The organism is Streptomyces glomeratus (assembly GCF_021462825.1).
GTDB lineage: Bacteria > Actinomycetota > Actinomycetes > Streptomycetales > Streptomycetaceae > Streptomyces > Streptomyces glomeratus.
Genome location: NZ_JAKEEB010000002.1, coordinates 128,369 through 140,319 on the forward strand (window position 1 = coordinate 128,369; position 11,951 = coordinate 140,319).

The following is an 11,951-nucleotide window of genomic DNA, read 5'->3' on the forward strand; positions in this document are numbered from 1 at the left end:
CCCGCCTACGGCCTGATCGGCAGCGCCCCCGGGGCCCCTTTCGGTTCCGGGGCGGGGCGGGCCGCCAGGAAGGATTCCCAGCCCTCCTCGGGGGCCCGGCCCACCTTCAGCGTGCGCAGCTTCCGCAGGAGCTGCGGGTCCTGTGCGTCCAGCCAGTCCACGAGCTGGTGGAAGGAGACACACCGCACCTCGGACTGGGTGCAGAGCCGCTCGACGACCTCCTGGACGGCGCGCATGTACGTGCCGCCGTTCCAGGACTCGAAGTGGTTGCCGATGACCAGGGGGGCCCGGTTCCCGTCGTACGCGCGCTGGAAGCCCTGGAGCAGCCCATCGCGCAACTGGTCACCCCACTCGGCGAACTTGTCCGGATCACCCTGGGTCCGGGCGCCCGACTGGTCGGCCCTGAAGTTGTAGTCCATCGTCAACTGCTCGTAGGAGTGCCCGGGGAAGGGCACGAGCTGCATCGAAAGGTCCCAGAGACCCGCCTTCTTGCCGGGCCAGACCTGGTTGCCGACGCCGGAGGTGTCATAGCGGAAACCCAGGTCGCGGGCCGCCGTCACGAAGTTCTTCCGGCCCTCCAGACAGGGCGTACGGGCGCCGATGAGCTCCCTGTCGTAATCGAAGGGCAGCGAGGGCTCGTTCTGCAGACCCGCGTTGGTCTTCCAGGACTTCACGAACTGCTTCGCCTGGTTGATCTCGTCCTTCCACTCCTCGGCCGACCACTGGCCGACCCCTCCGTCGCTGCCACAGAAGTGGCCGTTGAAGTGCGTGCCGATCTCGTTGCCCTCCAGCCATGCGAGGCGCAGCTGGCGGGCGGTGTCCCTGATGCCCTGCTCGTCGTTGAAGCCGATGTCGGAGCGGCCCGCGGAGTGCCGGGGCGGCCGGTACAGGTCGCGTTTTTCCTCGGGCAGCATGTACACGCCGCTCAGGAAGTAGGTCATCGTCGCGTTGTTGGCCTTGGCGACCTTGCGGAAGTGTGAGAACAGCTTCCGGCCGTCCTCACCGGCCCCGTCCCAGGAGAAGACCACGAACTGCGGGGGCTTCCGGCCGGGCCTCAGCCGCTCGGGACGGGGAAGGTGCGGCTGCACACCGGTGTCCGCGGTAGAGCCGTCACCGATCAGGCGAACCGCGCTTCCCGGTCCCGGGGCACCGGGAGCCTTCATCGCGTCCTGACGGGAAGCGGTACTGCCGACCGAACCATCGGCGAAGACGGTGGCACAGGCCGCAACCAGTGCGGCGCCCGCGGCGATCCTCTGGGTGGCGGCCATCTTCCGCCCACCTTCTTCCTTCGGTCGGGGCCACGCAGCTCACGGGTCCTGCGCTGCGGCGGCAGTCCCCTCGCTGCGGCGGCAGCCCGCCTCAAGCGCAGCCCGCCCAAAGTCGCATGGGAGGTCGACAGAATCGGAATGACAAGCCGATAAAAATACCAATTCACTCCGAGGAGTGATTCTTTGCCCTGTTTGCTCCAATATCGGATACCTTTCCTTTACTTTGCATTACGCTCCATTTACCGAATGTTGAGTATCCCGCCGCTGTACGCCGTGACCCACGGCCGCGCCCCGCCCCCGGCCCGCCGGCCGGGACCCCCCATTCCGCGACCGCGCCGCCCCGGAGGAGACGGGAACATGCCCGCCTGCGTCCCCACTCGCGCCGCCGACTCGACTCGGACCAAGCGCGTACACCAGCCCCACAGTCCCCCGCCGTCCCGGCCGCCCCGCCGCTTCCGCGTCGCGAGCGCCGATCTGTCGGCCTCCATCGCGGTCTTCCTGATCGCCCTCCCCTTGTCCCTCGGCATCGCCCTCGCCACCGGTGCCCCGCTCCAGTCCGGCCTCGTCGCCGCGGCGGTCGGCGGACTCGTCGCCGGCCGGCTCGGCGGCTCCCCGCTCCAGGTCAGCGGCCCGGCCGCCGGTCTCACCGTGGTCACCGCCGACCTCATCGACCGCTACGGATGGCGTACGACCTGCGCCATCACCGTCCTCGCCGGCCTGGCCCAAGTGGGCCTCGGCTGCCTGCGCGTGGCACGCACGGCCCTCGCGGTCAGTCCCGCGATCGTGCACGGGATGCTCGCCGGCATCGGCGTCACCATCGCCGTCGCCCAGCTGCACATCGTGCTCGGGGGCACCCCGCACAGTGCCGTCCTGGACAACCTGCGGGCACTGCCCGCCCAGTTGGCCCACCTTCATCCGGCCGCCGTGACGGTCAGCGCACTGACCCTGGGCCTGCTGTTCGTCTGGCCGCGGCTGCCCGGACGGGCGGGACAGCTCCTGCGGAGGGTCCCGGCCGCGCTCGTCGCCGTCACCGGGGCCACCACCGCCGCCTCACTCGCCGGGCTCCCGCTGCCGAAGGTCGATCTGCCGTCCTGGCGCAGCCATGCGATGGCCGGGCTTCCCGAGGGCTCCGTGCCCGGCCTCGCCGCCGCCGTCCTGACCACCACCCTGGTGTGCAGTGTGCAGTCGCTGCTCGGTGCCGTCGCCGTGGACAGACTGGCAGCGGGGCGCCACGCTCACCCCGGCCGCTCGGACCTGGACCGCGAGCTGCTCGGGCAGGGTGCCGCGAACGTCGTCTCCGGAGCGCTCGGCGGACTGCCGCTCGCGGGCGTCGCCGTGAGAAGTTCCGCGAATGTCCGATCCGGCGCCGTCAGCCGGAACTCCACGATGCTGCACGGCGTTTGGGTAGTAGTGGCCGCGCTGCTGATGGCCCCGGTGCTCGAGCTGATCCCCCTCGCCTCACTCGCCGCGCTGGTGATGGCCGTCGGCATCCAGATGGTCTCCCTGCACCACATCCGCACGGTCACCCGCCACCGAGAGGCGCTGGTCTACGCAGTCACCACGCTCGGCGTCACGCTCCTCGGCGTCCTGCAGGGCGTGACCCTGGGCGTCGCCGTGGCAGTCGCCGTGGCCCTGCACCGCCTCACCCGCACCCGTATCACCCAGGAAGACAGGAAAGGAGTCCATCACGTACGAGTCCGAGGACAGCTGACCTTCCTCGCGGTGCCGCAGCTCAGCAGGGCGCTGCACCTGGTGCCCGCCGGGGCGGCCGCCGTCGTGGAGCTGGACGGATCGTTCATGGACCACGCGGCGTACGAGTCCCTGCAGGACTGGCAGCGGACGCACCTCGCGCAGGGCGGCACGGTGGCCCTCACCGGCCGCGCGGGAAACCCGGGGGCGGTGCCCGCCCCGGGTGCCCCCGCGCTCAAGGGACATCAGGAGCCCGTGGAGGCGTCAACGTGCCGGTGCCGGCCCTGGACGCCGTGGCGCAACCACCAGTGCGAGCGGCCGAGCGTGCCGCCCGCCGGCCATCCGGGCGGGTCGGCCGGCGGGTCCGGGCCGAGCGGGCTGCAACTCGCCCGCGGGATCAGCGCCTTCCAACGGCACACCGCGCCGCTGGTGCGCGGCGAGCTGGCCCGTCTGGCGCGGGAGGGCCAGCGACCGTCGCAGCTCTTCCTCACCTGCGCCGACTCACGGCTCGTGACATCGATGATCACCTCCAGTGGCCCCGGCGATCTGTTCGTCGTCCGCAACGTCGGCAACCTCGTGCCGCTGCCCGGCGCGGAGCGGGGGGACGACTCGGTGGCGGCCGCCATCGAGTACGCGGTGGACGTCCTGCAGGTGCACTCCATCACGGTGTGCGGGCACTCCGGCTGCGGCGCGATGCAGGCGCTGCTCGCCTCGGAGCCGGGCCATGCGCGGACCCCGCTCGAGCGGTGGCTGCGCCACGGGGTGCCCAGTCTGGAGCGGATGGCCGACGAGGAGCGGCCCTGGGCCCGTATCGCCGGACGGGAGCCGGCCGACACGGTGGAACAGCTGTGCCTGACCAATGTGGTGCAGCAGCTGGAGCACCTGAGGGTGCACGAGTCGGTGGCCCGGGCGCTCGACGAGGGCGCGCTCGAGCTGCACGGCATGTACTTCCACGTGGGCGAGGCACAGGCGTATCTGCTCTCCGAGCACCAGGACGGCGATGTCTTCGCACGGGTGGGAGCCGCGGAGGACGCACGCCGCCCGGCATGACAGCGGGGGAGGCGCGACCCCCGGGCCCGGATCGCCGGGCCCGGGGCCCCGCCGAGTGAACCGGGACGGCGAGGGCCGCGTGTCCTTGGACAGACCTGTCATGCACCCCACGCAGGCCCGACAGGTCTAAACCAATTTCCCTTCGGCCCTTGTCATCGAGCCCCCAGGTCTGGTGAGCTGTGGCCTGGGACACAACGGACACACCCTGGGAAGACACAACGGACACCCCGGGAAAGGGAGATGTCGTGAGCAACGAAAGCCTGGCCAACCTGCTCAAGGAAGAGCGCAGGTTCGCGCCCCCCGCCGACCTGGCGGCGGGCGCCAACGTCACGGCAGAGGCGTACGAACAGGCCAAGGCTGACCGGCTCGGCTTCTGGGCCGACCAGGCCCGGCGGCTGACCTGGGCGGTGGAGCCCACCGAGACCCTCGACTGGTCGAATCCGCCGTTCGCCAAGTGGTTCAAGGACGGCAAGCTCAACGTCGCGTACAACTGCGTCGACCGGCATGTCGAGGCGGGCCACGGCGACCGCGTCGCCATCCACTTCGAGGGCGAGCCCGGCGACAGCCGCGCCATCACCTACGCGGAGCTCAAGGACGAGGTCTCCAAGGCCGCGAACGCGCTGCTGGAGCTGGGGGTCCGGAAGGGCGACCGGGTCGCCGTCTACATGCCGATGATCCCGGAGACCGCGATCGCGATGCTGGCCTGCGCCCGTATCGGCGCCGCGCACTCCGTCGTCTTCGGCGGCTTCTCGGCGGATGCGCTCGCCACCCGCATCCAGGACGCCGACGCGCGCGTCGTCATCACCTCCGACGGCGGCTGGCGGCGCGGAAAGCCCTCCGCCCTGAAGCCGGCCGTCGACGAGGCGGTCGAGCGCGTGGACAACATCGAGCATGTGCTCGTCGTCCGCCGCACCGGCCAGGAGGTCGCCTGGACCGAGGGCAGGGACGTGTGGTGGCACGAGATCGTCGAACGGCAGTCCGCCGAGCACACGCCCGAGGCGTTCGACGCCGAGCACCCGCTGTTCATCCTGTACACCTCCGGTACGACGGGTAAGCCCAAGGGCATCCTGCACACCTCCGGCGGCTACCTCACCCAGGCGTCGTACACCCACTGGGCGGTCTTCGACCTCAAGCCGGAGAGCGACGTCTACTGGTGCACCGCGGACGTCGGCTGGGTGACCGGGCACTCCTACATCGTCTACGGGCCGCTGGCCAACGGCGCGACCCAGGTCATGTACGAGGGCACGCCCGACACGCCCCACCAGGGACGGTTCTGGGAGATCGTGCAGAAGTACGGGGTCACGATCCTGTACACGGCGCCCACGGCGATCCGCACGTTCATGAAGTGGGGCGACGACATCCCCGCCAAGTTCGACCTCGGCAGCCTCCGGGTTCTCGGGTCCGTCGGCGAGCCGATCAATCCCGAGGCGTGGATCTGGTACCGCAAGCACATCGGCGCCGATCGCACGCCGGTCGTGGACACCTGGTGGCAGACCGAGACCGGCGCGATGATGATCTCGCCGCTGCCGGGCGTGACCGAGGCCAAGCCGGGTTCGGCACAGCGGCCCCTGCCGGGCATCGCCGCGACCGTGGTCGACGACGAGGCGAACGAGGTGCCTAACGGGGGCGGCGGCTATCTGGTGCTCACCGAGCCGTGGCCGTCGATGCTGCGCACCATCTGGGGCGACGACCAGCGGTTCATCGACACGTACTGGTCGCGGTTCGAGGGCAAGTACTTCGCCGGGGACGGCGCGAAGAAGGACGACGACGGGGACATCTGGCTCCTCGGGCGCGTGGACGACGTGATGCTCGTGTCCGGGCACAACATCTCCACCACCGAGGTGGAGTCGGCGCTGGTGTCCCACCCCGCCGTCGCCGAGGCGGCCGTGGTCGGCGCGGCGGACGAGACGACCGGTCAGGCGATCGTCGCCTTCGTGATCCTGCGCGGCACGGCGTCCGAGGACGAGAACCTCGTGGGTGAGCTGCGCAACCACGTCGGCGCGACGCTCGGCCCTATCGCCAAGCCGAAGCGGATCCTGCCGGTGGCGGAGCTGCCGAAGACCCGCTCCGGGAAGATCATGCGGCGGCTGCTGCGCGACGTCGCGGAGAACCGTGAGCTCGGGGACGTCACGACGCTGACCGACTCGACGGTGATGCATCTGATCCAGGCGAAGCTGCCGGCGGCACCGAGCGAGGACTGAGCACCCTCACGACCCGACAGGGCGCCCGGCAGCGTGCCGGGCGCCCATGCTTTTCCCGCCTGGCGCTTTTCCCACCTGGCGCTTTCCCGCCTGACGCTTTCCCGGCCTTGGCACGGTTCCTCCCCTTGATCCGGAAGTTCCGCCGTTGATCCGTAGCGCGGGACCCCAGATCGTAATGATCAGGTAAAGTAATCAGCTCGAGGTGCGCCGGGAAGTCTGGTCGGCAAGCCGTCCGTGAGCTCGCGTGACGGCGGTCAGCTCGTCCCACCCGACCGGAGGCTTCCACCGTGGCCGCGCCCCGCGCCCGTAACCGCACGTTCCTCGGACGGCTCTCCCTGCCCGAGCGGACCTTTGTCGCAGATGCTCTGCGCACGGAGACCCTCGGCGGTGTGCTGCTCCTGCTGGCCGCGGTCGCCGCGCTGATCTGGGCGAACATACCCGCGCTGCACAGCGGCTACGAGAGCGTCGGCCGGTACCGCTTCGGGCCCGCCGCCCTCGGCCTCGACCTGTCCGTCCGGCACTGGGCCGCCGACGGCCTCCTCGCGATCTTCTTCTTCGTCGCCGGGGTCGAACTCAAGCGCGAACTGGTCGCCGGTGATCTGCGGGATCCGCGAGCCGCCGTACTGCCCGTCGTCGCCGCGCTCTGCGGCATGGCCGCACCCGCGGCCGTCTACGGCCTCACCAACGCCGCAGGCGGAGGATCGTTCGCCGGCTGGGCGGTCCCCACGGCCACCGACATCGCCTTCGCGCTCGCGGTCCTCGCGGTGATCGGCACCTCGCTGCCGTCGGCCCTGCGGGCCTTCCTGCTCACGCTCGCCGTCGTCGACGATCTGTTCGCCATCCTGATCGTCGCGATCTTCTTCACGGACCGTCTGAACCTCCCGGCCCTCGGCGGCGCTTTCGCCGGGCTCGCGGTCTTCTGGGTGCTGCTGCGCAAGGGTGTCCGCGGCTGGTACGTGTACGTTCCGCTCGCACTGGTCGTCTGGGGGCTGATGTACAACAGCGGCGTCCACGCCACCGTCGCGGGCGTCGCCATGGGGCTCATGCTGCGCTGCCACCGCCACGAGGGCGAGGAGCACTCCCCCGGCGAGCATATGGAACATCTCGTACGGCCCCTGTCGGCCGGTCTCGCGGTCCCGTTGTTCGCCCTGCTGAGCGCGGGTGTCGCGGTCTCGGGAGAGGCGCTCGGGGATGTGTTCGCCAAGCCGGAGACGCTTGGCGTCGTGCTGGGTCTGGTCGTCGGCAAGACGGCCGGCATCTTCGGCGGCACATGGCTCGCGGTCCGTTTCACCCGGGCCTCGCTCAGCAAGGGCCTCGCCTGGGCCGATGTGTTCGCCGTGGCTTCCCTGGCGGGTATCGGCTTCACCGTCTCGCTGCTCATCGGCGAACTCGCATTCGGCGGCGATCCGGCGCTCGCGGGCCGGATCAAGGCCGCCGTCCTCACCGGGTCGCTGATCGCGGCCCTGTGCGCGAGCACGCTGCTGAAGATCCGCAACGCCAAGTACCGCGCCCTGTGCGCGGAGGAGGAGCGCGACGAGGACCTGGACGGTGTTCCCGACGTCTACGCGCAGGACGCCCCCGCCCACCACCTGCGCATGGCCGAGATCCACGAGCGCAAGGCCGCCGAGCACCGCAGGCTCGCCTCACTCGCGACCGCCACGCTCGGTACGGCCGCGAGCGGGACACCGGCCGGGCCGGAGGCGGCTCACCGGGCCGACGCCCGCAACGACTGGCCGAGTTGAGGCCAGACCGGCACGCTTGCCGAAGTGGCGGGCGGGGCAAGCGGGGAGAACGGCCGTCCGGCATGATCTGACACATCCACAACTCCGTAGTGTCCGCGGAGTAGACACGCAGAGAGCAGGGAGACCGCGATGAGCGCACCCGACGGAAGCCCGGTCGGCGCCGAACGCAGCATCGGCCAGCTGTTCGCCTCGGCGACGACCGAATTGTCCGCGCTGGTGCACGACGAGATCGCGCTGGCCAAGGCCCAGCTCAAGCAGGACGTCAAGCGTGGCGCGACGAGCGGAGGCGCGTTCTCGGCAGCGGGCGCCGTGCTGCTGTTCTCCCTGCCCATGCTGAACTTCGCACTGGCCTACGGGATCCGGACCTGGAGTGGCTGGAACCTGGCCGTCTGCTTCCTGCTCTCCTTCGCCGCCAACGTGGTGGTCGCCGGACTCCTCGGGCTGACCGGCCTGGTGTTCGCCAAGAAGGCCAAGAAGGCCAAGGGACCGCAGAAGGTCGCCGCGTCGATGAAGGAGACGGCGGGCGTCCTGCAGCACGCCAAGCCGCACCCCCGCCGGTCCAACCCGACCGACACGGCGGCCGAAGCTGTGGCACGCTCGTCCTCATGACGGACCCGGCCCCCCATTCGGCGCAACCCATCTCGGTCGTACGGCTCGACGTTCCCGGCGGGAAAGAGGTGACGCACCGGGACGTCGCGGCCAACGGCGCGCGCTTTCACATCGCCGAGCTGGGCGACGGGCCCCTGGTGCTGCTTCTGCACGGCTTCCCGCAGTTCTGGTGGACCTGGCGGCACCAGTTGGTGGCGCTCGCCGAAGCAGGCTTCCGCGCCGTGGCGATGGACCTGCGCGGGGTCGGCGGCAGTGACCGCACCCCACGCGGCTACGACCCCGCGAACCTGGCGCTCGACATCACCGGCGTCGTCCGCTCCCTGGGCGAGCCCGACGCCGCGCTCGTCGGCCACGATCTGGGCGGGTACCTGGCCTGGACGGCGGCCGCCATGCGCCCCAAGCTCGTGAGGCGCCTCGTCGTCTCCTCGATGCCACATCCACGGCGCTGGCGTTCGGCGATGCTCGGCGACGTCAGGCAGACGGCCGCGAGCTCCTACATCTGGGGCTTCCAGCGGCCCTGGATCCCCGAGCGCCGGCTGACCGCCGACGGCGCCGCCCTGGTCGGCCGGCTGATCCGGGACTGGTCGGGGCCGCGGCTGCCGGACGACGAGGCCGTGGAGGCCTACCGGCGCGCCATGTGCATCCCCTCGACGGCGCACTGCTCCGTCGAGCCGTACCGCTGGATGGTGCGCTCGCTGGCCCGGCCCGACGGGATCCAGTTCAACCGGCGTATGAAGCGGCCCGTGCGGGTTCCGACCCTGCATCTGCACGGCTCGCTGGACCCCGTCATGCGCACGAGGAGCGCGGCGGGTTCGGGCCAGTACGTCGAGGCGCCGTACCGCTGGCGGCTGTTCGACGGGCTGGGGCACTTCCCGCACGAGGAGGACCCGGTGACGTTCTCCGCCGAGCTGGTCAACTGGCTCAAGGACCCCGAGCCCGACCGCTGACCGGCCGCTGCCGTGCGTCCGGCAGTGCCCCGAAGTCCCGCCTCCCGCGCCTCGAACCCGTTCGGTGACCGTGCGAATGCGCACGGTACCCGAAGGGGAACGGCTGTTCCACGACCGGCCACATGCCCGCCGCATAGGCCAATTGAGCGCCCGGAAGGCGGTTATCGACCATGGGGCGGGGGCAGACGTCGGGGTATGGGCTGGACGCACGACTACAGTGACGCAGCACGCGACCGCCGCTCGGCCACCGCGCCGGGCACCCACCAGCGGGGCGCCCCGCAGCTGCAGGACACGGACCCCCGGGTGGGGATCCACCACATTCTGCGCCGCCGGGCCCGTTGGGTCTCGGTACGACTGCGTCACTCGCGCGGTTGACCGTACGGGGCCCGGAAGCGGCCCGCCCGGTCCCCCGGCGTCACAGTGCGCAGCTGTCGCTGTCCACCTGCTGATTCGCCGTACGGCCCTTGGCGATGTCCGCCCGGACCTCGTCGGCGGTGAGCGCGTACCCCGTGTCGGCGTCGTCGAGGGACTTGGCGAAGACCACCCCGTAGACCCTGCCCTCGGGTGTCAGCAGCGGGCCGCCGGAGTTCCCCTGGCGGACGGTCGCGTACAGCGAGTACACATCGCGGCGGACCGTGCCCCGGTGGTAGATGTCCGGGCCGTTGGCCGTGATGCGGCCGCGGACGCGCGCGGGCTGGACGTTGTACGACCCGTTCTCCGGGAAGCCCGCGACGATCGCTCCGCTGCCGCCCGACGCGTCCGTGGAGGTGAACCGCAGCACCGGCGCCTTCAGGTTCGGGACGTCGAGTACGGCGATGTCGCGCCGCCAGTCGTAGAGCACGACCTTCGCGTCGTACTTCCTGCCCTCGCCGCCTATCTGGACGGTGGGCTCGTCGACGCCGCCGACCACGTGCGCGTTGGTCATGACACGGCGGTCGCCGAAGACGAAACCGGTCCCCTCGAGGACCTTGCCGCAGCCCTGCGCGGTACCCATGACCTTGACGATGGAGCGCTGCGCCCGGATGGCGACGGGACTGGCCGCGAGGGCCGGGTCGGGCGGCTGGACCTCGGTGATGGGTTCGTTCACGAACGGGCTGAAGACCTGCGGGAAGCCGTTCTGCGCGAGCACCGAGGAGAAGTCCGCGAACCAGGTGTCCGCCTGCGCGGGCAGGGCGCGGGAGACCCCGAGGAGCACCTTGGAGCCGCGCACCTCCTTGCCGAGCGTGGGCAGCGTCGTACCGGCGAGGGCGGATCCGATCAGCCAGGCGACCAGGAGCATCGCCACCACGTTCACGAGCGCACCGCCCGTGGCGTCCAGGGCGCGGGCCGGGGACCAGGTGATGTACCGGCGCAGCTTGTTGCCGAGGTGAGTGGTCAGGGCCTGGCCGACGGAGGCGCAGACGATCACCACGACGACGGCGACCACCGCGGCGGTCGTGCTCACCTTGGCGCCGTCGGTGGCGCTGTCCCAGATCACCGGGAGCAGGTAGACCGCGACGAGACCGCCGCCCAGGAAGCCGATCACCGAGAGGATGCCGACGACGAAGCCCTGGCGATAGCCCACGATCGCGAACCACACGGCGGCGACCAGCAACAGGATGTCCAGCACGTTCACTGCTTGTAGCCTCGCCTCGTCACTTTCCGGTCGCCGTCATCCGGCCGGAGGGCCGGCCCGTCGCGCAGTGGCAGCGGGGCACAGCATCCCCCGTAAGACCACAGCACGGAGGCCACCTTGTCATGAGCGCCAGTCGAGCGGGACCTGCTTGTCGCGGTCCCAGGGGCGCTCCCAGCCCGCGTAGTGCAGCAGGCGGTCGATGACTCCCGCGGTGAAGCCCCAGACGAGGGCGGATTCGACCAGGAATGCCGGGCCTCGGTGGCCGCTGGGGTGCAGCGCGGTGGCTCTGTTGGCCGGGTCCGTGAGATCCGCCACGGGGACGGTGAAGACGCGCGCCGTCTCGTTGGGATCGACGACTCCCACCGGGCTTCTCTCGCGCCACCAGCCGAGGACGGGCGTCACCACGAAGCCGCTCACCGGGATGTACAGCTTGGGCAGCACGCCGAAGAGCTGGACACCGCCCGGGTCGAGTCCCGTCTCCTCCTCGGCCTCGCGGAGGGCGGCCCGCAGCGGCCCCTCGGCCTTCGGGTCGCCGTCCTCGGGGTCGAGCGCGCCGCCGGGGAACGAGGGCTGCCCGGCGTGCGAGCGCAGCGAGCTGGCGCGCTCCATCAGCAGCAGCTCGGGGCCGCGGTCGCCCTCCCCGAAGAGGATCAGTACGGCCGACTGGCGCCCCGCCCCGTTCTCCGGCGGCAGGAAGCGGCTGAGCTGGAGCGGCTCGACGGTCCGGGTGACCTGCACTACCGGGTCGAGCCAGCCGGGCAGGCCCTCCGTGCTCAGCAGCAGTCGCTTGCTGTCGGTCTCGCTCATGTGGTCCGTATCACTCACGTGCG

9 protein-coding genes are annotated in these 11,951 nt (G+C 71.0%); 6 read left to right on the forward strand and 3 right to left on the reverse strand.

All coding sequences use genetic code 11. The features are described 5' to 3' along the window. Window positions 1–5: 5 nt before the first annotated feature. Window positions 6–1,268: a polysaccharide deacetylase family protein gene (locus LZ604_RS02650; protein WP_234512167.1), complete on the reverse strand. Its 1,263-nt coding sequence runs from the start codon at window positions 1,266–1,268 to the stop codon at window positions 6–8. Between the two features lie 357 nt (window positions 1,269–1,625). Between LZ604_RS02650 and LZ604_RS02655 the strand changes: the two genes are divergently transcribed. The 6 genes from LZ604_RS02655 (at window position 1,626) to LZ604_RS02680 (ending at window position 9,881) form a co-directional block, all read left to right on the forward strand. Then, entirely contained in the window at window positions 1,626–4,007 is a 2,382-nt protein-coding gene (locus tag LZ604_RS02655; protein ID WP_234512169.1) for a bifunctional SulP family inorganic anion transporter/carbonic anhydrase, read from the forward strand. 245 nt (window positions 4,008–4,252) lie between these two features. Continuing rightward, a complete protein-coding gene (gene acs / locus LZ604_RS02660; RefSeq protein WP_234512172.1) occupies window positions 4,253–6,208 on the forward strand; it encodes an acetate--CoA ligase in 1,956 nt (651 codons plus the stop codon). Between the two features lie 287 nt (window positions 6,209–6,495). Next, window positions 6,496–7,950: a Na+/H+ antiporter NhaA gene (nhaA, locus tag LZ604_RS02665; RefSeq protein ID WP_234512174.1), complete on the forward strand. Its 1,455-nt coding sequence runs from the start codon at window positions 6,496–6,498 to the stop codon at window positions 7,948–7,950. A gap of 129 nt (window positions 7,951–8,079) precedes the next feature. Then, window positions 8,080–8,559, forward strand: coding sequence for a phage holin family protein (locus LZ604_RS02670; RefSeq protein WP_234512177.1), 480 nt, complete (start codon window positions 8,080–8,082; stop codon window positions 8,557–8,559). Next, on the forward strand, window positions 8,556–9,506 hold the full coding sequence (locus tag LZ604_RS02675; protein ID WP_234512179.1) for an alpha/beta fold hydrolase: 951 nt from the start codon (window positions 8,556–8,558) through the stop codon (window positions 9,504–9,506). Before LZ604_RS02670 ends, LZ604_RS02675 begins: the two co-directional genes overlap by 4 nt. Window positions 9,507–9,701: 195 nt before the next feature. Beyond that, entirely contained in the window at window positions 9,702–9,881 is a 180-nt protein-coding gene (locus LZ604_RS02680; RefSeq protein WP_234512181.1) for a hypothetical protein, read from the forward strand. Between the two features lie 40 nt (window positions 9,882–9,921). Here the strand turns inward: LZ604_RS02680 and LZ604_RS02685 are convergent, their stop codons facing one another. Further along, the gene (locus tag LZ604_RS02685; protein WP_234512183.1) at window positions 9,922–11,121 is read right to left on the reverse strand and encodes a MarP family serine protease; all 1,200 of its coding nucleotides are present in this window, start codon (window positions 11,119–11,121) and stop codon (window positions 9,922–9,924) included. Between the two features lie 120 nt (window positions 11,122–11,241). After that, a complete protein-coding gene (locus LZ604_RS02690) occupies window positions 11,242–11,928 on the reverse strand; it encodes an NUDIX hydrolase (RefSeq protein WP_234512185.1) in 687 nt (228 codons plus the stop codon). Window positions 11,929–11,951 lie beyond the last annotated feature (23 nt).

Excerpts from the sequence above, each read along its gene's own strand:
- LZ604_RS02670 (WP_234512177.1), top strand. The coding sequence starts at position 8,080 with ATGAGCGCACCCGACGGAAGCCCGGTCGGCGCCGAACGCAGCATCGGC.
- LZ604_RS02655 (WP_234512169.1), top strand. The coding sequence starts at position 1,626 with ATGCCCGCCTGCGTCCCCACTCGCGCCGCCGACTCGACTCGGACCAAG.
- LZ604_RS02680 (WP_234512181.1), top strand. The coding sequence starts at position 9,702 with ATGGGCTGGACGCACGACTACAGTGACGCAGCACGCGACCGCCGCTCG.
- LZ604_RS02675 (WP_234512179.1), top strand. The coding sequence starts at position 8,556 with ATGACGGACCCGGCCCCCCATTCGGCGCAACCCATCTCGGTCGTACGG.
- LZ604_RS02690 (WP_234512185.1), bottom strand. The coding sequence starts at position 11,928 with ATGAGCGAGACCGACAGCAAGCGACTGCTGCTGAGCACGGAGGGCCTG.
- LZ604_RS02650 (WP_234512167.1), bottom strand. The coding sequence starts at position 1,268 with ATGGCCGCCACCCAGAGGATCGCCGCGGGCGCCGCACTGGTTGCGGCC.